At 67.3% G+C, this 21,598-nt stretch carries 20 protein-coding genes, 2 pseudogenes and 1 riboswitch; of the genes and pseudogenes, 14 read left to right on the top strand and 8 right to left on the bottom strand.

Translation table 11 applies throughout. The annotated features are described in order from the left end of the window. Nucleotides 1-22: 22 nt before the first annotated feature. A complete protein-coding gene (locus EET10_RS05945) occupies nt 23-1,447 on the top strand; it encodes a PE domain-containing protein (protein WP_122501968.1) in 1,425 nt (474 codons plus the stop codon). Here EET10_RS05945 and EET10_RS05940 read toward each other — a convergent pair. Beyond that, nucleotides 1,431-2,330 carry a sigma-70 family RNA polymerase sigma factor gene (locus EET10_RS05940; RefSeq protein ID WP_099188668.1) on the bottom strand — a complete coding sequence of 300 codons (900 nt, stop codon included), beginning with the start codon at nt 2,328-2,330 and terminating at the stop codon, nt 1,431-1,433. The genes EET10_RS05945 and EET10_RS05940 overlap by 17 nt on opposite strands. A 54-nt stretch (nt 2,331-2,384) precedes the next feature. Between EET10_RS05940 and EET10_RS05935 the strand changes: the two genes are divergently transcribed. Further along, a complete protein-coding gene (locus tag EET10_RS05935) occupies nt 2,385-3,710 on the top strand; it encodes an aspartate aminotransferase family protein (protein ID WP_122502748.1) in 1,326 nt (441 codons plus the stop codon). Between the two features lie 141 nt (nt 3,711-3,851). Here the strand turns inward: EET10_RS05935 and EET10_RS05930 are convergent, their stop codons facing one another. Beyond that, nucleotides 3,852-4,202: a hypothetical protein gene (locus EET10_RS05930; protein ID WP_036398195.1), complete on the bottom strand. Its 351-nt coding sequence runs from the start codon at nt 4,200-4,202 to the stop codon at nt 3,852-3,854. Between the two features lie 711 nt (nt 4,203-4,913). Here EET10_RS05930 and EET10_RS32155 point away from each other — a divergent pair. Next, nucleotides 4,914-5,354 carry a hypothetical protein gene (locus tag EET10_RS32155; RefSeq protein WP_136624712.1) on the top strand — a complete coding sequence of 147 codons (441 nt, stop codon included), beginning with the start codon at nt 4,914-4,916 and terminating at the stop codon, nt 5,352-5,354. 140 nt (nt 5,355-5,494) lie between these two features. On the opposite strand, the gene EET10_RS05915 is transcribed toward EET10_RS32155, so the two are convergent. Further along, a complete protein-coding gene (locus EET10_RS05915) occupies nt 5,495-5,794 on the bottom strand; it encodes a hypothetical protein (protein ID WP_036398197.1) in 300 nt (99 codons plus the stop codon). 130 nt (nt 5,795-5,924) lie between these two features. Here EET10_RS05915 and EET10_RS05910 point away from each other — a divergent pair. Continuing rightward, nucleotides 5,925-6,257, top strand: a pseudogene (locus EET10_RS05910) (aminotransferase class III-fold pyridoxal phosphate-dependent enzyme); the annotation flags it as partial. Here the strand turns inward: EET10_RS05910 and EET10_RS05905 are convergent. Further along, complete coding sequence (locus EET10_RS05905; protein ID WP_122501966.1) at nt 6,254-8,476, bottom strand: VIT domain-containing protein; 2,223 nt, start codon at nt 8,474-8,476, stop codon at nt 6,254-6,256. The pseudogene EET10_RS05910 and the gene EET10_RS05905 sit on opposite strands and share 4 nt — an antisense overlap. Next, complete coding sequence (locus EET10_RS05900) at nt 8,473-9,099, bottom strand: MerR family transcriptional regulator (RefSeq protein ID WP_063467576.1); 627 nt, start codon at nt 9,097-9,099, stop codon at nt 8,473-8,475. Before EET10_RS05900 ends, EET10_RS05905 begins: the two co-directional genes overlap by 4 nt. 121 nt (nt 9,100-9,220) lie before the next feature. Between EET10_RS05900 and dacB1 the strand changes: the two genes are divergently transcribed. From dacB1 to EET10_RS30535, 8 genes and pseudogenes are all read left to right on the top strand, one after another. Continuing rightward, entirely contained in the window at nt 9,221-10,447 is a 1,227-nt protein-coding gene (dacB1, locus tag EET10_RS05895) for a D-alanyl-D-alanine carboxypeptidase DacB1 (RefSeq protein ID WP_036398201.1), read from the top strand. A gap of 10 nt (nt 10,448-10,457) precedes the next feature. Then, a complete protein-coding gene (locus tag EET10_RS05890) occupies nt 10,458-10,784 on the top strand; it encodes a hypothetical protein (protein ID WP_036398203.1) in 327 nt (108 codons plus the stop codon). Between the two features lie 7 nt (nt 10,785-10,791). Then, nucleotides 10,792-12,153, top strand: a complete 1,362-nt coding sequence (locus EET10_RS05885; RefSeq protein WP_036398205.1) for a sugar porter family MFS transporter — start codon at nt 10,792-10,794, stop codon at nt 12,151-12,153. Next, entirely contained in the window at nt 12,150-13,277 is a 1,128-nt protein-coding gene (gene nagA, locus EET10_RS05880) for an N-acetylglucosamine-6-phosphate deacetylase (protein WP_036398207.1), read from the top strand. Before EET10_RS05885 ends, nagA begins: the two co-directional genes overlap by 4 nt. A 210-nt stretch (nt 13,278-13,487) precedes the next feature. Beyond that, a complete protein-coding gene (locus EET10_RS05875) occupies nt 13,488-13,799 on the top strand; it encodes a PE family protein (protein WP_122501965.1) in 312 nt (103 codons plus the stop codon). Then, the gene (locus EET10_RS05870) at nt 13,796-14,998 is read left to right on the top strand and encodes a PPE family protein (protein ID WP_036398211.1); all 1,203 of its coding nucleotides are present in this window, start codon (nt 13,796-13,798) and stop codon (nt 14,996-14,998) included. Before EET10_RS05875 ends, EET10_RS05870 begins: the two co-directional genes overlap by 4 nt. A gap of 42 nt (nt 14,999-15,040) precedes the next feature. Next, complete coding sequence (gene esxG, locus EET10_RS05865) at nt 15,041-15,334, top strand: type VII secretion system protein EsxG (protein WP_036398212.1); 294 nt, start codon at nt 15,041-15,043, stop codon at nt 15,332-15,334. 11 nt (nt 15,335-15,345) lie between these two features. Continuing rightward, a pseudogene (locus tag EET10_RS30535) lies at nt 15,346-15,474 on the top strand (WXG100 family type VII secretion target); the annotation flags it as partial. 73 nt (nt 15,475-15,547) lie between these two features. On the opposite strand, the gene yhjD reads toward EET10_RS30535, so the two are convergent. Together yhjD and trpS are read right to left on the bottom strand one after the other, a co-directional pair. Continuing rightward, nucleotides 15,548-16,588: an inner membrane protein YhjD gene (gene yhjD, locus EET10_RS05855; RefSeq protein ID WP_122501964.1), complete on the bottom strand. Its 1,041-nt coding sequence runs from the start codon at nt 16,586-16,588 to the stop codon at nt 15,548-15,550. After that, complete coding sequence (gene trpS, locus EET10_RS05850) at nt 16,585-17,616, bottom strand: tryptophan--tRNA ligase (RefSeq protein ID WP_122501963.1); 1,032 nt, start codon at nt 17,614-17,616, stop codon at nt 16,585-16,587. Before trpS ends, yhjD begins: the two co-directional genes overlap by 4 nt. Nucleotides 17,617-17,700: 84 nt before the next feature. Between trpS and EET10_RS05845 the strand changes: the two genes are divergently transcribed. Further along, nucleotides 17,701-18,543: an alpha/beta fold hydrolase gene (locus EET10_RS05845; protein WP_051490163.1), complete on the top strand. Its 843-nt coding sequence runs from the start codon at nt 17,701-17,703 to the stop codon at nt 18,541-18,543. Between the two features lie 138 nt (nt 18,544-18,681). On the opposite strand, the gene EET10_RS05835 is transcribed toward EET10_RS05845, so the two are convergent. After that, complete coding sequence (locus tag EET10_RS05835) at nt 18,682-19,911, bottom strand: NADP-dependent isocitrate dehydrogenase (protein WP_036398216.1); 1,230 nt, start codon at nt 19,909-19,911, stop codon at nt 18,682-18,684. Between the two features lie 157 nt (nt 19,912-20,068). After that, a riboswitch (SAM riboswitch) is annotated at nt 20,069-20,188 on the top strand. Nucleotides 20,189-20,228: 40 nt separating this feature from the next. Here EET10_RS05835 and EET10_RS05830 point away from each other — a divergent pair. Next, a complete protein-coding gene (locus EET10_RS05830) occupies nt 20,229-21,587 on the top strand; it encodes a bifunctional o-acetylhomoserine/o-acetylserine sulfhydrylase (protein WP_051490164.1) in 1,359 nt (452 codons plus the stop codon). Nucleotides 21,588-21,598 lie beyond the last annotated feature (11 nt).

Here is a 21,598-nt window from a genome sequence, read left to right as displayed (position 1 = left end):
CCAACCTGAAAGGGGGCCGCCGATGTCGTCGTATGTGATCGCAGCACCCGAGGCTATTGCCACAGCTTCCGGGAACTTGACCGGGATCGAGGAGGCGATCAGGAAGGCCGCGGCTGCGGCGTCGTCTTCGACGACGAGGATCGCCGCGGCTGCGGCCGACGAGGTGTCGACAGCGATCGCGACGCTTTTCGGCGGCTACGCCCAAGAGTTTCAAACACTGGTCGCCCGGACAACGCTGTTTCACAACGAGTTCTCGCGCGCGTTGAGCGCGGCCGGGGCCGCGTACGCGGCCGCCGAGGCCGCGAATGCGTCACCGCTGGGGTCGCTGTTGGCGCAAGTCGGAAGTCTGTTTTCACCCCTTGAACGGCTGCTGGGGCCTCCGCTCATCGGTGGCCCCGGTAGCGCAACGCTGGGAGCGCTGCTCAACTCGGCCACCAATGCGGTGGGTTTGGGCGGAGTGCTGAACTTCCCCTCCACCGTCCTCACCGCCCCGGGCACCAACGGAGTGACCGGGGTCAGGATCGGGTTCTCGTTCCTGCAAATCCCCGTCGGCCCAAGTTCCTTCCTCGGCTTTACGATTCCCCAGTTCAACTACCCGGCCCCCGCGCTGTGGTACTTCCCGACGCAGGCGAACGGGTCGGTGAACGCCACCGGCACCGTCTATCTGCAGCACGGCTTCGGCGCTTTCGGTTTGTTGTACCAGCCGTTGGCCATCGAGCTGGCGCAGCAGACCAACAGCGTCGTGGTCACTCCGACCATCCCGTCGATTCCGTTGCCGTTCGGCCTGTTTCTGAGCAGCCCGGAGATGCAGCAGGGCGTGGCGTCGTTGTTCCTGGGTCCCCAGACGAATCTGAACATCAGCGCGCAACGGGCCGGTTATTTCGGCACGCTGCCGCAGGATTTCATCCTGTCCGGACACTCCGCCGGCGGCGGCCTGGCCACGATCGCCGGCGGGAATTACCTCGCCGCCCTCGGGGGCGGCACCAACCACCTCAAGGGTGTGGTGATGTTCGACGGCGTCGCCAACAACGCCACGGCCTTCGGGAATGCGATCGCCAACCTGCAGGCGGCCAATGTCCCCGTCTATACGGTCGCCGCGCCACCGCAGCCGTGGAACGCCTTCGGCAACACCACGAATCAACTGGTCGGTCTGTACCCGAGCCAGTTCGTCGGCGCCGAGATCGTGGGCGGCTCGCACGTCGACTCGATGCTGGGCCTGAACCCCGTCACCGACTTGATCCTGCAGTTGGTGACCGGGTTCTCCCCGCCCGGCGCCACCTCGGCGGTGTACACGCTGTCCACGGGCTGGATCAACGACATGTGGAACGGATTGGGTCCGACCAACCCACTGGCTCAAGGCATCTACGGGCCCACGGGCAACTACGTTCCCCCCGGCGGTCAGGCGATCTTCCTCGGCCCGACCGCCGCGATCATCCTGCCGGTGTAGCCCGCAGCGGCGACCCGGTGAACTTGTCGGGGTTGGCGATATCCCATATCGCACAGACCTTTCCCTCGCGAACCGTCATCGCGGTGATCCGCGGCGCCATGTCCCGATGCCCGTCGACACCGGCGAAACCCGTCGTGTAGGCGCCGAGTTCCCCGTTGACCAATGCCAGCTGATTCGCGGTGAAAAACGCCGGGCCATAGCGCCGCGCCAGGCCGAACATGAACCGAGCCACCTTGTCCGCGCCGTGAATAACCTGAACGGCGGTGGGCGCCTTGCCATTCGAGTCGCCGGTAAAAGTCACGTCGGGATGCAGCAGCGACACCACGGCTTCCAGATCGCCGGCGGCCATGGCGGCCATCAACTTGCCGACCACCTCGTTGTGGGTGAGGTCCGCCTTCGGCGGCGGATCGACAGCGACAGCCCTGCGCGCCCGCGACGCCAGCTGCCGGGCGGCGGCTTCGCTGGTGCCCAGCACGTCGGCGATGTCGGCGAACGGCACCGAGAACCCGTCGTGCAGCACGAACGCGACCCGCTGATCGGGCGACAACCGCTCCAGCACCACCATCGCCGCAAACCGCGCATCCTCTTGTGCGACAACAACTCCCAGCGGATCGGCGCCGTCGAATCCGGTCACCACCGGTTCGGGCAGCCAGTTGCCGGTATACGTTTCCCTGCGGTGCGTCGCCGACCGCAACCGGTCCAGACCCAGGCGGCTCACCACGGTGGTGAGCCAGGCGCGCAGGTCTTCAATCGCCCGGTCCTGCGCGGACCAGCGCAGCCAGGCCTCCTGAACGATGTCCTCGGCGTCGGCCACGGTCCCGGTGAGCCGATAGGCGACCGACATCAGATGCGGTCGCAGCGCCTCGAATTCGGTGACCTGTATCCCGGTGGCAGACAGTGCCATGGCTTCGAGCTTAACCGCTACGCTCGCGAACAAATGACGAGCAATCTGTGGCTTCACTTCGCCCGGCACGGCGCGGGGATCACACCGCCGGTCATCACCCGCGGCGACGGCGTCACTATTTACGACGACCGCGGCAAGAGCTACCTCGACGCGCTGTCCGGGCTGTTCGTGGTCCAGGTCGGTCACGGCCGCAGCGAGCTCGCCGAGGCCGCCGCCCGCCAGGCGGGCACGCTGTCGTACTTCCCGCTGTGGGGATATGCCACCCCGACGGCGATCGAGCTTGCCGAGCGGCTCGCCCGCTACGCGCCCGGAGACCTGAACCGGGTGTTCTTCACCAGCGGCGGCACCGAGGCCGTCGAAACGGCCTGGAAAGTCGCCAAGCAGTACTTCAAGCTCACCGGAAAACCGGGCAAACACAAGGTCATTTCGCGGGCGACCGCCTACCACGGCACCACCCAGGGCGCGCTGGCCATCACCGGCCTGCCGGCGTACAAGGCGCCGTTCGAGCCGGTCACCCCGGGCGGGTTCCGGGTGCCCAACACCAACTTCTACCGCGCGCCGCGGCCATTCGACACCGACATCAACACGTTCGGGCAGTGGGCCGCCGACCGGATCGCCGAGGCCATCGAGTTCGAAGGACCCGACACCGTGGCCGCGGTGTTCCTGGAACCGGTGCAGAACGCCGGCGGTTCCATCCCGCCGCCGCCGGGCTATTTCCAGCGGGTCCGCGAGATCTGCGACTCCTACGACGTGCTGCTGGTCTCCGACGAGGTGATCTGCGCGTTCGGCCGGATCGGGTCGATGTTCGCCTGTGACGACTTCGGCTACGTGCCGGACATGATCACCTGCGCCAAGGGCCTGACCTCCGGTTACTCGCCGCTGGGCGCGATGATCGCCAGCGACCGGGTCTTCGAGCCGTTCAACGACGGCACGACGATGTTCGCGCACGGCTACACCTTCGGCGGACATCCGGTGTCGACGGCCGTCGCGCTGGCCAACCTTGACATCTTCGAGCGCGAGGGCCTCAACGACCGCGTCAAGCAGCACTCCCCCGTACTGCGCGCCGCCCTGGAAAGGCTCTACGACCTGCCGATCGTCGGCGACGTGCGCGGCGAGGGCTTCTTCTTCAGCATCGAGCTGGTCAAAGACCGGGCGACCAAGCAGACCTTCACCGGCGAGGAACGCCGATCGTTGCTGAGCCGGGTTTCCGCGGCGCTGTTCGAAGCCGGGCTGTATTGCCGCACCGACGACCGGGGCGATCCGGTGATCCAGCTGGCGCCGCCGCTGATCAGCGGCCAGGCCGAATTCGACACCATCGAAGCCACCCTGCGCGGGGTGCTCGGCGAGGTGGGCCGCTAAAGCCAGAACCGTCGCTCGGCGCCATTTCGGCAGACGGAGCGTGCTTTTCTCGCCCGCCGGAAAGGATGCGGCAATTCGCCAGTGGCCGCGGGATCGTTCATCTCTGCAGCTAGGGGAGAGCAGCTCGACGCCGAGCCGGCTTTATGCGCCGGCTTGAGCAGATTTCTCGAGCTGCTTCGCTATGAACTTGCCCGTTTCGGTGAGTTTTAGCCAGACAGAGAACGCCCACATTCCCGGATCGTCATAATGGTTCACAAAGAGGTCGTACACACGTGCCATCGATTCGTCCAGCGACAGGTCGTCCCAACCCTCAACCGTCATGAGTCCATCGTCAACAAGCGACCGGACGACGGACAGTACTAATGATTGTTGCTCCGCGGGGGTTGTTGCCAGAGTGTCGCGGGTGATCACCGATTCGACCTGAGCCAGTGGCACCAAATCGTAGAGTCCACTGATGAGCAACTCTGTGCGCAGGCGCTCCCGTGGGGTCATCAAGATTTCGATTCCGGTTCGGAGGCCATCATTCTAAAACTCCTTCGCGGGGTCACTAAGTCGCCGTTGCACCGACGATGGGCAAGGAGCCAGCGTGTCGTCAGCCCGGGGCAAACTCGTCCAAATCGGGTAGTTCATCCTTGCCCAATACTGGCGGTCCGTGGTGACTATGAGGCGGGTGAACCGGGTGCGGGATGGATTCTGGTGGTACCGGGCCGCCACCAACGAACGGTGGCACTGGCCCGACGCGACCTGGCCCCGGCTCGACGATGGGCGCGGAACGGGTGCGGGTTGGAGCGGCGCCCGGACAGGTGGCGCCTCAGGTTGCATTGGTCTAACTGGCGCCGAGATGTCCGGTACTCCTCCTCGGCTTGGGTTGATGTGCACCTTGACATAGCCGCCTTCGCCTGGAATGCGGACATCCAGCGCCGGTAACTTCGTGGAGCCGGCTGCTTCACGCCGTCCGACGATGGTGCCGTCGGGCAATTGTCGCATCTCGCCGGGAATCCCACCGTAGCCACCCGGCCGCTCAACCCCGTGCTCTTGCATCCATTTCCAGAGATTGTCGAGATCCTGCTGGGAGCGAACTTCTCTGACTTCGGGTCTGTCGCCGACAGGGAGTTTGTCAAGTATCCGGCGGATGTCGTCGGCGGTTGGACCGTTGGTAGGCCCCGGTCCGGGTGGTGGTGCCGGGTCTTGTTTCCACGTGTAGTGGTCGACGGCGTGGACCCGGTTGTCTTTCGGCAAAATGGCAGGGACACGGGGTTGTGGGAAGGCCTTGCGGATACCGGCCACGGCTGCAGTGACCTTGGCGGCGACTTGCTGGTCCAGGCCGACCAGTTGCACAGCCCGCAGCCGGATGTCGCCCGCGAAGGCCTGCGCTTGAGCTTGCCGGGCGGCCCGCTGCGCTGCCGACCCACCAGCCAGGCGGTCGGTGACCGAAAGGTCATCACCCACCGCAAAGCCCGCCGCGCGAGCATCCTGGACGGCGTAACGGAGCCGCGAGCGCGCTGCAAACAGATCCGAGGCACCGCTACGGGCAACCTTGGCCGCCTCATGCAACTGGTCAACTACCGCACTGGTCGTCATCATGTCGTCATGCGTCTCGGTTCGCAGTGCATCGGCGGCTGCGCCCTGCCAATCCACCGCTAGCACATCCCGCCAGACCTGATTGGCCACCCCGTAGCAGCGCCCACCAACGGCCACCCAGTTGTCAGCAGCCTCCGTTAAGTGGTCGGTGGGCCAGGCCAACAACTCCGAAAGGCTGGGAAACGCCGTGACCGCAGACATCCCTACACGCCGGTCACCGGAAAGGCCACCACGGCCAGCATTGTCGCGGAGCGGGTCTCGTTGGCGAGGTAGCTATTAACAGCCTCGGTGACGAGGGTTGCATGGGCGTCCACCTGCGTTGCCAGCGCCGCGGCGAAGACGGCGATGTCAGCCTGGGCGCTGTTGACCGCTACCACGCTGGCCTGAACCGACAAGCCCAGCTCCGCCGGAGCCCCGACGTCGCTCAGATCGCTTACCGAAGCACCCCATCGACCCGCCATGGTCCCGAGCCCGGCACTATCGACACGCAATCGCTGCTGCACTGGCGAAAGTGTAGTCGTCGCGTCACTTTCGTACCTGTCGTAACCGATCCCAGGTCTGTGGCCCGTACATAAGTTGGAGCCCGACACCGTCGATGTTCGCCTCCGCCGCCTCTGGCCACGCGCCTGAAACAACGACCGCGTCAAGCAGCACTCCCCCGTACTGCGCGCCGCCCTGGAAAGGCTCTACGACCTGCCGATCGTCGGCGACGTGCGCGGCGAGGGCTTCTTCTTCAGCATCGAGCTGGTCAAAGACCGGGCGACCAAGCAGACCTTCACCGGCGAGGAACGCCGATCGTTGCTGAGCCGGGTGTCCGCGGCGCTGTTCGAAGCCGGGCTCTATTGCCGCACCGACGACCGGGGCGATCCGGTGATCCAGCTGGCGCCGCCGCTGATCAGCGGCCAGGCCGAATTCGACACCATCGAAGCCACCCTGCGCGGGGTGCTCGGCGAGGTGGGCCGCTAAAGCCAGAACCGTCGCTTGGGCAGCACCTTCCTGACCGCCCCGACCGCCTCGCGCACCTGCAGCGCTCCCTCCTCGGTCGGGCTGCACAGGTATCTGGTCAGCGTGTCGCACAGCACCGTCAGCGCCGCCGTCAGATTGGGATCGGTCGCTGCGTCGCGATGACCGATCAGTTCGGCACAGACCTCGTCGAGTCCGGAATCGTCGCCGCCGGCCAGTCCCTTCTCCAGCAGCTTGAGCAGTTCCTTGAGGGCGTGTTTCGGCGCGGCCGGTGCACCGGCGAGCGGTACGGCGCTCGCCATCGCGGCGATACCGCGCGCCGCAGCCGCTGCCGGAGCCGGCAGGAAACCGACCCAGCCCGACGGCTGCTCGACGGGCTGCACAATTTCGGTGAGCGGGCCGGCCTCGGTGTGCTCGGGATCGATGGCCACGAACGCGGTGAACCTCGACAGCACTCCGAACCGGATCGAGTGCGCGACCAGACGCGCCGCCAGCTCCTCCGAGTGGCGGCCCGACGCGTAGTCGTCCTCCAGGTCACGCACCACCGATCGCGCCCAAATCGTCTGCACTGCAATAGCTTCCGCTGATACCCGGGCGGGTAGTGGCACGGCGAACGGGCCGCCGGGGGCGTCGGCCTCGACGCGCAGCGCGACCTCGGTCAGTAGGCCGCCAGCACCGCGATAGCGCCCGGAGACCACGCAGGGCACGCCGGCGAAGGCGTCGGGCATCCGGCTGGGCGTGGTGCTGCCCTCGAGGATCTCGAGACCCTCGGCGCGTACCCGCACCGAAGTCAGCGCCGGGCGCCCGATGGTCCGGGCCAGTCGGGACATCGCCTCGTCCAGGCGGGCCTCGGACTCCACCAGCTCGGCGCGCCCGCGGCCCAGCCGGGCCAGCCGGTCCAGGAAGCCGGCGTTGACCGCCCGGTCGATGCCCACGCAGTAGATGCGGGTTCGCCCGATCGAGGGCGCCAAGGTTCGCAACAGGTGGTCCTCCCCGGTGATCTGGCCATCGGTCACCAACACCACGCTGGCCTGCCGGTCCTCCCCCGAGGCGGCGAGCATCTGCACGGCCTGCTGCAGCGGCTCGGCCATCTCCGTCCCGCCCCGGCTGCGCAACGAGCCCAGCCAAGACGCCGCGGCGAACCGGTTCTGGTCGGAGCCCTCGAGCAGCCCTGGCGCCATATCGGCGGGTGTGTCGATGTGGTCGTCGAAAGCCAGCACGCAGAACCGGTCGACGGTGTCGAGCATGTCCACGATGCGCCCTGCCGCTCGGCGGCCGGCGACCATCTTCCAGCCGCCCATCGACCCCGAACGATCCAGCACCACAACCACATCCCGCGGCGCGCTGGACGGCTCGGCCGGCGGCACCAGGGTGACCGACCAGGTGCCTTCATCACCGTCGGCATCCGGGACCAGCAGCGCCGACGACGACAGCGCGCCGCGGTCGAGGCGGAAGCGCAGCACAAAATCACGGTCGGCCCGAGCGCCCGGCTCCACCCCCAGCCGGGTCGGCCCGTCGGCCGAGTCTTCGAGCACGGCGGTGGGAAGCGAGCTCCGCAGGTCCGAGACAGGCAGGCCGGCGCCATCGACAGTGACCGAGATCTGCAGGTCGGGTCGCTCCTCGTCGTCGGCCAGCCGCGGCGGCGTGAGCCGTGACGCGTCGGGCACCACATCGGTGTCGCGCGCCACTCCCGGACCCGTCTGGTCACCGGGCAGCGGGGTTCCAGCGGTGTAGCGATGGGCGACCACGAGCGGGAAGCGGAAGGTGGCCTCGCCGTCCTCGAATGCCAGCGGGCCGGTCAGCCGCAGTTCGATGGTGGCTTGCTCACCCGGCCCGAGATTGCCCACCCGCACCGAGAACACATCGGAGCGGTCCTCCTCCACGATCGCGGCGCGCCGGCCGGCGGCCAAGGCCTGCTCGTAGTCCGTGCGGGCCTGGGCGCGCTCTTTGAGCATTCCGATCACCCGCCGCCCGGCCAGCGATGCCGCGAAATCGGTGACACCAGCGCGAGCCGGCAGTGGGAACACGTAGGTCGCTTCCACGCTGGTATCGCCGGAGTTGACGAAACGCTGGCGCACGGTCGAGGTCGCGGTAATCCCGACGACAACGGTGTCCACGCTGATCGCCTTCAACGGCAGCCGCCGCCCATCCGCGGAGGTCAGCTCGCCGCGTCCGGTGGGTGCGGGAGCGACGGGGATCAACGGCAGCAGGGTGGTGCTCATCGGGTGTCCTTTCGGGTGGCGGCCTGGGTAGCGGCGAGCAGGTCCAGCAGCGGCGCGGCGGCCTGCCGCAAGGTGTCGAGGGCCGGCAGCGGGCCGTCGACGAGCACCGTGACAGTGTCGGAGAGCCGGACGGCCTGGAGGTGGGCGGCCGGCGCCGGGGCTGTGTTCGGCGCCGAGGCCGTGTTCGGCGCCGGTGCCGGGGCGGCAGCCGGCGCCGGCGCGGTCTCCGGCATGGCACGCCAGAAGCGCCCGGCGGCCCGCGACATCTCCGGGGCGGGCTCGGGATCCCCGAGTTCGGCCGGTATGACGCCGGCCGGGATCGCGGCCAGCGACGCCAGCTCCGCCGCCGACATCGAGTTCAAGCGCTCGCCGATCTCCTCCAGCGACAAACCCTTGCCCTGCAGCCGCTTGACGGCGACCAGCCGCAGCAGGTGGGTACGTCCGTAGGTCAGCGCACGGCCCCGGGTTCCGGGGCGCGGCAGCAAACCCCGCGCCGTGTAGTACCGGATCATCCGCTCCGCCGGCACCGCTTTGGCCTGGCGGTTTTCCGGCGCCGCGCCCGACGCCCGCACGGCCGTGGCGGCCAGCGCGGCGAATTCGGACAACGTGAGCAGTGACGGCATGATTATTTGACAGTGTCATCCATGTAAATGGCACTGTCAAGTAGCACTTTTCAACTTCCGCCTCATTAGTCACAGCGCGGCGTCCGGCGATCCGCCGGCCCATCGCCTAATCTGCACAGCGATGTACCTCCTACGCGCAGCATCGTGCCTGGTCGCAGCCGCATTACTGGCAGCGGGGCCGGCCGCCGTGCCGACCGCACACGCCGACCCCAATGCGGAGGCCAACGGCGCCGGAAATTGCCCGTACAAGGTGTCCACCCCGCCCGCGGTGGATTCCTCGGAAGTGCCAACGGCCGGTGATCCACCGCTGCCGCTGGCGGTGCCCCCGACGCCGGTGGGCGGCAACGCGCTGGCCGGCTGCGGCATCATCACCGCACCGGACACCCCGCAGGTGCCGGGCGACGTGTCCGCCGAGGCGTGGCTGGTGGCCGACCTGGACAGTGGTGCGGTCATCGCCGCCCGCGATCCCCACGGCCGGCACCGCCCGGCCAGCATCATCAAGGTGCTGGTCGCGATGGCCGCAATCAACCAGCTGAACCTCAACAAGTCGGTCGCCGGGACCGACGACGACGCGGCCGCCGAGGGCACCAAGGTCGGCGTCGACGCCGGCGGCACCTACACCGTCAACCAGTTGCTGCACGGCCTGCTGATGCATTCGGGAAACGACGCCGCGCACGCGCTGGCCAGGCAACTCGGCGGCATGCAGATGGCGCTGGAGAAGATCAACGTGCTGGCCGCCAAGCTGGGCGGACGCGACACCCGGGTGGCGACGCCGTCCGGACTCGACGGGCCGGGCATGAGCACCTCGGCCTACGACATCGGCCTGTTCTACCGGTACGCCTGGCGCAACCCGACCTTCGCCGACATCGTCGCCACCCGCAGCTACGACTTCCCCGGCCACGGCGACCATCCCGGCTACGAGCTGGAAAACGACAACCAGCTGCTCTACCACTACCCGGGTGCCCTGGGCGGCAAGACCGGTTACACCGACGACGCCGGGCAGACCTTCGTCGGCGCCGCCAACCGCAACGGTCGCCGCCTGATGGCGGTGCTGCTGCACGGCACCCGGCAGCCGATCGCGCCGTGGGAACAAGCCGCCCACCTGCTGGACTACGGCTTCAGCACCCCGCAGGGCACCCAGGTCGGCTCGCTGATCGAACCCGACCCCGCGCTGGCCTCGGGCAAGGACAAACCGGCCAATCGCCAGCCCGATGCCTCCCAGGCGGCCGGCTTCATGTCGGATGCCGAGGCTTTGCCGGTGCGGGTGGGGGTGGCGGTGATCGGCGCCGTCGTCGTGTTCGGGTTGATCCTGGTCGCAAGGTCGATGAACAGCCGCGCTCAGCACTAGACTCTGCGGGATGACTGCCCTGTACGAGGACGCCGGCCTGCTGCTGGACGACGACGGAATCACCATCCGCCGCTATTACTTCCCCTTTGCTGGCTCGAAGCGAATCGCCTACCGCGACATCAAGGGCATCAAGGCCGAACAAATGGGCTGGGCGTCCGGCAAGGGCCGCTTCTGGGGCGCGACCGACCCGCGCTACTGGTTTCCGCTGGACCTGAAGCGGGGCAGCAAGAACACGCTGCTGATCCTCGATGTGGGCAGCCGGGTCAAACCCTGCATCACCCCCGAGGATCCCGACCGCGTCATCGGGCTGCTCAAGGCCCGGATACCGACTAGCTGAGCTGTCCGTGCAGCGGGGAATACTGGTCGGGCTCACCGCGGCCAGCGTCGGCCTCATCTACGGCTACGACCTGTCCAGCATCGCCGGAGCGCTGCTGTTCGTCACCGAGGAGTTCGGTCTCACCACACGCCAGCAAGAGCTGCTGACCACGACCGTGGTGCTCGGCCAGATCATCGGGGCGCTGGGCGCCGGCGTGCTGGCCAATGCGATCGGGCGCAACAAGTCGACGGTGCTGCTCACCGCCGGCTTCGCGGTGTTCGCGCTGCTCGGCGCGTCGGCCGTCTCCTTGCCCATGCTGCTGGTCGCGCGCCTGTTGCTGGGGGTGGCCATTGGTGTGGCGGTGGTGGTGGTTCCGGTATACGTGGCCGAATCCGCGCCCGCGGCGGTGCGCGGCTCGTTGCTGACCGCGTATCAGGTGGCCATTCTCAGCGGCATCATTCTGGGCTACCTGGTGGGTTATCTGCTGGCCGGCTCGCACGGCTGGCGGTGGATCCTGGGGCTCGCCGCGGTGCCCGCCGCACTGCTGCTGCCATTGCTGATGCGCCTGCCCGATACCGCTCGCTGGTACCTGCTCAAGGGCCGCGCCGACGACGCGCGACGAGCGCTGCTGTGCATTGAACCCGAGGCCGACGTCGATACCCAGCTGGCCGACATGGCCGGTGCCCTCGGCGAAGGCCGTGGCCGGGTGTCCGAGATGCTGCGACAGCCCTATCGGCGCGCCACCGTGTTCGTCGTCACCCTCGGCTTTCTGGTCCAGATCACCGGGATCAACGCGATCATCTACTACAGTCCGCGGATCTTTGCCGCCATGGGTTTCACGGGTGATTTCGCGTTGTTGGGGCTGCCGGCGCTGGTGCAGCTGGCCGGATTGTCGGCGGTGTTCGTCTCGCTGTTTTCGGTCGACCGGTGGGGCCGGCGCCCAATCCTGCTGTCGGGCATCGCGATGATGATCGCCGCGGACGGCCTGCTGGTCGTGACATTCAGCCACAGTGCCGGCAGCGGGCTGATCGGCGGATTCGGCGGCGTGCTGCTGTTCATCGTCGGCTTCAACTTCGGGTTCGGCTCGCTGGTGTGGGTGTACGCCGGCGAAAGCTTTCCCTCCCGGCTGCGGTCAATGGGGTCGAGCGTGATGCTCACCTCGACCCTGACGGGCAACGCGATCGTCGCCGCGTTCTTTCTCACCATGCTGCATTGGCTCGGGGGCGCAGCCGTTTTCGCGCTCTTCGGGGCGCTGGCCGTGATCTCCTTCGTGGTGGTCCTCGGGTATGCGCCGGAGACCAAGGGCCGCGAGCTCGAGGAGATCCAGCGTTACTGGGAGAACGGCGGTCACTGGCCTACCGAACCGGCCCCGGCCCCGGAAACTCGGTGAGCCTGATCCATGCCGGCGCCGCCGTCATCGACGGGCAGGTGTGCCGGCCGGGCTGGGTGCAGACAGCCGGCGCAACGATTTCGGCCTGCGGCGCCGGCCGGCCAGCGCAGCCGCCCGACGTCGATTTCCCCGACGCCCTGCTGGTGCCCGGCTTTGTCGACATGCACGTGCACGGCGGCGGCGGCGCATCGGTCACCGACGGCGACATCGGCCGGGCGGCGAGCTTTCACGCGCGCCACGGCACCACGACCATGCTGGCCAGCCTGGTCACCGCGGCGCCGGCAGCCTTGCTCGATGCCGTGACTCGTGCCGCCGAAGCGACCCGGTCGGGCGCCGTCGCCGGCATCCATCTGGAAGGACCGTGGCTGAGTCGGGCGCGCTGCGGCGCACATGATCCCACGCAGATGCGCGCCCCGGACCCCGCCGAGATCGAGGCGGTGCTGGCCGCCGCCGACGGCACCATCCGAATGGTGACACTTGCCCCCGAGCTGCCCGGCGCCGACCGGGCGATCCGTCGCCTCCTGGACGCGAATGTTGTAGTAGCCGTGGGCCATTCGGATGCCACGTACGAGCAGACCCGCCATGCCGTCGAACTCGGCGCCACGGTGGGCACCCACCTGTTCAACGCGATGCCGCCGCTGGACCATCGCGCGCCCGGGCCCGCGCTGGCCTTGCTGGCGGATCCCCGGGTGACGGTCGAACTGATCGCCGACGGCGTCCACGTTCACCCGGCCGTGGTGCGGGCGGTGATCGCGGCCGCCGGCCCTGACCGGGTTGCCTTGATCACCGACGCGATGGCCGCCGCCGGATACGGCGACGGAGCATACTGGCTGGGCTCGGTGCCGATCGATGTCGACTCCGGGGTGGCACGGGTGCGCGGGACGTCGACGATCGCCGGCAGCACGGCCACCATGGATGAGTTGTTTCGCAGCGCGGCCGGACCCGATCCGGACGACGACGCGCTGGCCGCCGCGGTGCAGATGACCTCGGCGACCCCGGCCCGCGCTCTCGGGCTATCGGGCATCGGCAGTCTACGGGCCGGCCTGGACGCCGATCTCGTTGTGCTGGAACGAGATCTGCGGGTGGCCGCGGTAATGGCCCACGGCGCGTGGATCGATTTCTGACGATCGACTGCACCCGGTACCGGTCGCGAAGCTTCGGAGCGGTTCAGCGCGCCAAACATCAGATGACCATTGCGTTATACAACTGTTGCCCTACGGTATATCTTGCGTGGCGCGGCGCATCCGAAGCATGCACAATAGGCGCCGGTGTTGCTCGACCAAACCGGAACCGAGCAGGGAGGCGAGACGCGATCAGAAGGAGTACCGAGGGTAATGCTGCGAGTCGTTCCTGAAGGTCTGGCAGCCGCCAGCACCGCGGTCGAGGCGCTCACCGCGCGGCTGACGACCGCGCATGCCGTCGCCGCACCGCTGATCACGGCGGTGGCGCCACCGGCAGCCGACCCGGTCTCGGTGGCGACGGCGGCCAGGTTCAGCGTCCAGGGCGACATTCACGCCACGGTTGCGGCCGGCGGCGTCGAAGAGCTCGGGCGGTCCGGTGCCGGCGTCGGCGAGTCCGGTGTCGGCTATGCCGCCGGCGATGCCATGGCTGCGTGCGCGTACGGGATTTCGGACGGTCTGGCATGACGGCACCCATCTGGTTTGCCTCGCCACCAGAGGTCCATTCGGCGTTGCTGAGTTCCGGCCCGGGCCCCGCTTCCCTGTTGACGGCCGCCGCATCGTGGACGTCGCTGAGTTCCGAATATGCTGCTGCCGCAGAAGAACTCGCTGCCGTGCTAGCTGCGGTGCAGACCGCAGCGTGGCAAGGCCCGAGCGCCGAGAGTTACGCGGCCGTCCACGCGCCGTACCTGGCCTGGCTGACCCAGGTCAGTGCCGACAGCGCGGTGATGGCAGCCCAGCACGAGACCGCGGCGGGAGCCTATGCCAGCGCGCTGGCGGCCATGCCGACGCTGGCCGAACTGGTCGCCAACCACACCACGCACGCCGTGTTGGTGGGGACGAACTTCTTTGGCATCAACACGATTCCGATTGCCCTCAACGAGGCCGACTACGTGCGGATGTGGGTCCAGGCGGCCACGACGATGAGCGTCTATCAGGCCGTTGCGGGCGCTGCCCTGGCGTCGGCACCTCAGACCACCCCGGCGCCGGTACTGCTCAATGCCGGCCTGGGTGCAGCCGCCGCCGTACCGGGCATTGCCGCCACGGTGGGCGAGCTGCCGATCATCATCGTGATATTGATCCAGATCATCCTGATATCGCTGGAGATCCTGTTCGCCATCGTGGCATACGCGATCGTCATCGCGCTCATCACGCCGCTGCTGATTTTCACCTACGCGATAGTCTTCGCGATCCTAGCGCTCATCCTGGGACCGCCGTTGCTGCTGATCGCATCGCCATTCCTGCTGGGCGGTTCACTGCTTGCGTTGCCGGCTTCGGCGGCGATTCCGTTGGCGACGGCGTTGCCGATCGGGATCACCCAGTACCTCGCGGCTGACGCCGAACTCAAGACGGCCGACGCCGTGCCCGTTGCCGCACCCACGGTGATGGCATCGGCGGTAAGCGAGTCTTCTCCCGTGCGGCCCGCGGCGAGCCGGGCTCCGGAGGCAAGACTGGTGTCGGCTGTGGAACCAGGTTCGGTGGTGGCTTCTGATCGGGGCGCGGACCTCTCCGGGTTTGCCGGCACCGCCATCAAGGAGACCGTCGCGCAGCCATCCGGGCTGGCGGCAGTGCCGGCCGACGAGCTTGGCGATGGTGCGCAGATGCCGATGCTGCCGATGCTGCCGGCGACCTGGGAGTCGAACGCGCTTGCGGCAGCCGGCCATTGAGCCGACAGCAGGCAGCCCGAAACCACTTCGAGAGGAACCGTTATGAGTATGTTGGACGCCCATATTCCACAGCTGGTCGCGTCCCAGTCGGCATTTGCCGCCAAGGCGGGGTTGATGCGGCACACGATCGATCAGGCCGAGCAATCAGCGATGTCGGCGCAGGCGTTTCACGTCGGGGAGTCCGCGGCGGCTTTTCAGGCCGCCCACGCCCGTTTCGTGGCGGCCGCCGCGAAGGTCAACGCCTTGCTGGATATTGCGCAAGCCAACTTCGGCGACGCCGCGGGCACCTATGTGGCCGCTGATGCGGCCGCCGCGTCCACCTACACCGGCTTCTGAGTCGCTAATCCTGGCAGGCGCAATGGAGCCAGGCCCTGCAAGACCTGATGGGGGCGTATCAGTCGATGGCCGGCACGCACCAATCCAACACCACGGCCATGATGGCCCGCGACCAGGCCGAAGCCACCAAGTGGGGCGGCTGGCTCAGCTGGTGCCGGATTGGCCGCTGCCGCAGACGCTTTCAGGCTCAGAAGCCACTGGCAGCCGTTGCCGTCAATCCACCCCGCGGGTTCGCCGCCGCAGTAATCGTGAAAACGTCAGGGCCCCAACGGCTCCGGTGACCACCGCAGCCAGCGCCTGACGCGCAGCAAGGCCCTCGTTGACCTGTATTCGCGGCCGGATGATCGCGGGGCCGGGCGGGTCGACATGCTTGGCACGCGGGTCCTCCGCGGAGTCAGTGGCCGCCCACGCGGTGGAAAACAGCACGAGGTAGGCGGTGACATAGGCGAACACCATCAAACCCAGCACCGGCCCGAACGTCGCGCCGGCCGGGCTGCGCAGGACTGTCCGCAGGTAGATCGACCCCACCTGCTTGAACAGCTCGAACCCGACCGCGGCGATCAGACCGGCCCGCATCGAGGTGACGAAGCGCCCCGACTGCCGCGGCAGCCGCGCGATCATCCAGGTGAACAACAGCCACGACACCACCACCGACAGCACCACCGAAACCGCCCGGAAAGCCCAGTCGAGCACCGAAAGCTCAGGTATCCCAAGCCATTTCAACGCCGCAGCCATCGGCCGCAAGTAGCCCAGCGCGGTCAGCGCAATGGTGGCCATGGTCACCACGAACGTCCCGACCATCGCCGCCAGGTCAGAGAGCTTGTTACGCACGTAGTTCCCCAACTCGACGGGATGCGCCCACATCTCGCTCAACGCCACCCGCAGATGCGACATCCAGCCCAGCCCGGCCCACGCCGCGGTGGCCAGGCCGATCACACCGACGGACGCCCGCGCATCGATCGCCGAGTTCACCAAGTCGATCAGCTGCTGACCGAAGGCGCCCGGAACCAGTGCCCGGATCCGGTCGTAGGTCATGTTCAGCAGCCTGTCATTGCGCGACAGCGTGAACCCGACGACCGCGAAACCGACCATCAGCAACGGGAACAACGCGAAGATCGTGTAATAGGTCAGGCCTGCCGCATAGAAGCCGCCGCGGCGCTCGCTGAACCGTGTGTAGGCGCGCACCGCATGGTCGAACCACCCGTACCGGGCCCGCAGCCTATCGAGGATTCCAGGCTCGGCCGGCTCGCTCATGGCAGGTGATTACCCCGTTGCGGTAGGAAACCAAGCCTTTCATAGACCCGCTGGACGGTCTTGCTGGCGACTTCGTGGGCGCGCTCGGCTCCGGCCTGCAGCACGGACTCGAGTTCGGCCACGTCGGCGGTCAGCTCGTCCACCCGGGCCTTGATGGGGCTGACGTAGGCGACGACGGCCTCGGCGGTGTCCTTCTTCAGGTCGCCGTAGCCGCGTCCGGCATAGCCGTCGACCAGGGTGTCGATGCCGGCCCCGGTGACCGCCGACTGGATGCTGAGCAGATTCGACACACCAGGTTTGGCGTCCGGGTCGTAGCGAATCTCCCGTTCACTGTCGGTCACGGCCGAGCGAATCTTCTTGGCGGACACCGCCGGATCATCGAGCAGGCTGATCAGCCCGGCGTCGGTGCTGGCCGACTTGCTCATCTTGGAAGTCGGGTCCTGCAGGTCGTAGATCTTGGCGGTGATCTTGGGAATGAGCACATCGGGAACCACGAAGGTGTCCGGGAAGCGGCTGTTGAACCGCTGCGCGATGTCGCGTGCCAGCTCCAGGTGCTGGCGCTGGTCCTCCCCCACCGGCACCAGGTCGCTGTCGTATGCCAGCACGTCGGCGGCCTGCAACACCGGGTAGGTGAACAATCCGACGGTGGTGGATTCGCTGCCCTGCCGACTCGACTTGTCCTTGAACTGGGTCATCCTCGACGCCTGCCCGAAACCGGTGAAACACCCCAGCACCCACGCCAACTGGGTGTGAGCGGGGACATGACTCTGCACGAAGATGGTGGCGCGCGCCGGATCGATGCCCAGCGCCAGATATTGCGCGGCCGTGATCAGGGTCCGGCGGCGCAGCGCCTCCGGATCCTGCGGCAGGGTGATCGCGTGCAGGTCGACCACGCAGAAGAACGCGTCGTGGTCGTCCTGCAGCGTGACCCACTGGGTGACGGCGCCCAGGGCGTTGCCCAGGTGAAGCGAATCGGACGTTGGCTGCACGCCGGAGAAAATCCGGCGGGATCCGGTGGGGGTGCTCATGATGCCCCTGATCTTGTCACGGGCCGGCGGAGCGATTCGCAGACGCTTGCGATACCGGCGGTACCACCTTGTAATGTCGGAAATATGCCTACCCGCGCTCCGATCCACCTGGGCTCCGGCGAGCCGGTCCTGCTGCTGCACCCGTTCCTGCTGTCTCAGGCGGTATGGGAGAAAGTGGCCCGCCAACTGGCCGACACCGGCCGCTACGAGGTGTTCGCCCCCACCATGGCCAGCCACAACGGCGGGCCCCGTGCCGGTACCTGGTTCCTGTCCTCGGCGGTGCTGGCCGATCACGTCGAGCGCCAGATGGACGAACTGGGCTGGGACACCGCCCACATCGTCGGAAACTCGCTGGGCGGCTGGGTCGCCTTCGAGCTGGAGCGGCGAGGGCGGGCACGCAGCGTCACCGGCATCGCCCCGGCCGGCGGTTGGCACCGCTGGAGCCCGGCCAAGTTCGAGGTGATCGTCAAGTTCATCCTGGGTATCCCGCTGCTGGTGTCCGCCTGGATGTTCCGGCAGCGGGTGTTGCGGCTGCCGTTCAGCCGCCGGCTGGCCACCTACGCGATCAGCGCCTCACCGAATGGGGTCAGCGACGCCGAACTGCACGGCATCATCGACGACGTGGCGCACTGCCCGGCCTACTTCCAGCTGCTGGTCAAGGCACTGCTCCTGCACGGCTTGCGGGAATTGGCCGAGAACGCCGTCCCGGCGCACCTGGTGATCTGCGGCAAGGACCGGATCATCCCCTCACCCCGCTACACCCGGCACTTCACCACCCACCTGCCCGACGACCACCGCGTCACGCTGATCAAGAATGTGGGCCACGTCCCGATGTACGAGGCGCCGGAACGCATCACCGAGGTAATCAGCAGCTTCATCGAAGAATGCTGCCCGCACCTCCGGGCCGTCGACCCGCCGGCGAGCTGACCAACTCCAGGTTCTCGCCGAGTGTGCGGCGGCGGCGTCGACAGCGCACTCGTGGCGGAGTTCTCCGGCCGGTTACCCACCCTGGACGCATTCTGAAAGCCGTAGCCGCACACTCGTGCGCGCCGGGACCTTTCGGGCCTAACCAACCAGCCGTTTCTCCAGGTTCTTCGCAATCGCGTCGAGAAACTCCTCGCTATTGAGCCAGCCCTGCCGCGGGCCGATCAGGACGGCCAGATCCTTGGTCATCTTGCCGCTCTCCACCGTCTTGATGACCACGTCTTCCAGCCTCTGGGCGAATTCGACGACGTCGGGGGTGTTGTCCAGCTTGCCGCGATGCGCCAGTCCGCGGGTCCAGGCGAAGATCGAGGCGATCGGGTTGGTCGAGGTCGGTTGTCCGGCCTGGTACTGGCGGTAATGGCGGGTGACGGTGCCGTGGGCGGCTTCGGCCTCGACCGTTTTGCCGTCGGCGGTCATCAGCACCGACGTCATCAGCCCCAGCGAACCGTAGCCCTGCGCGACGGTGTCGGACTGGACGTCGCCGTCGTAGTTCTTGCACGCCCAGACGTAGCCGCCTTCCCACTTCAGGCACGCCGCAACCATGTCGTCGATCAGCCGGTGCTCGTAGGTCAGGCCCTCGGCTTCGAACTTGTCCTTGAATTCGGTTTCGTAGATTCGCTGGAACTCGTCTTTGAACATGCCGTCGTAGGCCTTGAGGATGGTGTTCTTGGTCGACAGATAGACCGGCCATTTGGCGTTGAGGCCGTAGGAGAACGACGCGCGCGCGAAATCCTGGATGGATTTGCGAAAGTTGTACATTCCCATCACGACGCCGCCGTCCTCGGGAATGGACACGAGTTCATGGACGATCGGCTGACCGCCGTCGGCGGGAGTGAATGTCAGGGTGACGGTGCCGGCCTTTTCCACCTTGAAATTCGTCGCGCGGTATTGATCGCCAAAAGCGTGCCGGCCGATGACGATTGGCTTGGTCCAGCCCGGAACCAGCCGCGGCACATTCGAGATCACGATCGGCTCGCGGAAGATGGTGCCGCCCAGGATGTTTCGTATGGTCCCGTTGGGTGACAGCCACATCTTCTTCAAGTTGAATTCCTGGACACGCGCCTCGTCGGGGGTGATGGTTGCGCATTTGACGCCCACACCGTGCCGCTTGATGGCATAGGCCGCATCGATGGTGACCTGGTCGTTGGTTTGGTCACGGTGCTCGATGCCCAGGTCGTAATACTCCAGATTGATGTCCAGATGCGGCAGTATCAGCTTGTCCTTGATGAGCTTCCAAATGACGCGGGTCATCTCGTCACCGTCGAGCTCTACCAACGGGCCTTTGACCTTGATCTTGGCTTCACTGGACATGCGGGCCCGAATCCTCCAGCCTGGTGAGCTTTGCGGCGAGCGGTTGCTCTGCTGGCCAGGTTACTAGGAGCGTTCACCCGCCCGGCCGGGCCGGAGTTCGGGTCGGAGTCGGGTCGGAGTTGGCATGAAGCAGGCGCCGTACGGTAGGCTTCGAATCGGTCATGAGCGCCAGCGTCAAGCCCCGGCTTGCTGGCCGGCAACCCTCCAACCGCGGTGGGGTGCCCCGGGTGATGACCCGGTTGAGTAGCCACAATCGGCTACACGGCAAGCGCGGGTCCGCCGTGACGGGCCCCCTGAGCTGACAGGGAGTTATGTCTATGAGCGCCGAAGACACCAGCACCGACGGCGATCCGGCCGCGCACTGGTCGTTCGAAACCAAGCAGATTCACGCCGGCCAGCAGCCCGACTCCGCCACCAATGCGCGGGCGCTGCCGATCTACCAGACCACCTCGTACACCTTTGACAACACCGCGCACGCTGCGGCTTTGTTCGGGCTCGAGGTGCCCGGCAACATCTACACGCGGATCGGCAACCCCACCACCGGTGTGGTCGAGCAGCGCATCGCGGCCCTCGAAGGCGGGGTGGCCGCGCTGTTCCTGTCGTCGGGTCAGGCCGCGGAGACCTTCGCGATCCTGAACCTGGCCGGCGCCGGCGATCACATCGTGTCCAGCCCGCGCCTGTATGGCGGCACCTATAACCTGTTCCACTATTCGCTGGCCAAGCTCGGCATCGAGGTCAGCTTCGTCGAGGATCCCGACGATCTGGACTCCTGGCAGGCAGCCGTCCGGCCCAACACCAAGGCCTTTTTCGCCGAGACCATCTCCAACCCGCAGATCGACATCCTGGACACCCCGGGGGTCGCCGAGGTTGCGCACCGCAACGGCGTACCGCTGATCGTCGACAACACCATCGCCACGCCCTACCTCATCCAGCCGTTCACCCAGGGCGCCGACATCGTGGTGCACTCGGCCACCAAGTACCTGGGCGGACACGGGGCCGCGATCGCGGGTGTGATCGTCGACGGCGGCACCTTCGACTGGACGCAGGGCCGCTTCCCCGGATTCACCACCCCCGATCCCAGTTACCACGGCGTGGTGTTTGCCGAACTGGGTCCACCGGCGTTCGCGCTCAAGGCTCGCGTGCAGCTGCTGCGCGATCTGGGTTCGGCGGCCTCGCCGTTCAACGCCTTCCTGGTGGCGCAGGGTCTGGAGACGCTGAGCCTGCGGATCGAGCGGCACGTCGCCAACGCTCAACGCGTAGCCCAGTTCCTGGAAGCCCGCGACGAGGTGCTGTCGGTCAACTACGCGGGGCTGCCCAGTTCACCGTGGTACGAGCGGGCAAAGAAGCTGGCGCCCAAGGGCACCGGCGCTGTCCTGTCCTTCGAGCTGGCCGGTGGTATCGAGGCCGGCAAGGCGTTCGTCAACGCGCTGAAACTGCACAGCCACGTCGCCAACATCGGTGACGTGCGCTCGCTGGTGATCCACCCGGCATCCACCACCCATGCTCAGCTGAGCCCGGCCGAGCAGCTGGCCACCGGCGTCAGCCCAGGGTTGGTGCGGTTGGCCGTCGGGATCGAGGGCATTGACGACATCCTCGCCGACCTCGAGCTCGGCTTTGCCGCGGCCCGAAGATTCAGCGAGTTCAGCGGCCAGTCGCACACCGTGGCAGCCTTCTGAGGGGCTCTGAC

Origin of the sequence: Mycobacterium pseudokansasii, assembly GCF_900566075.1 — a bacterium.
In the GTDB taxonomy this organism is placed as follows: Bacteria; Actinomycetota; Actinomycetes; order Mycobacteriales; family Mycobacteriaceae; genus Mycobacterium; species Mycobacterium pseudokansasii.
Note: the sequence above shows the minus strand (reverse complement) of the source record. Positions and strands in the feature narration are given on the sequence as shown.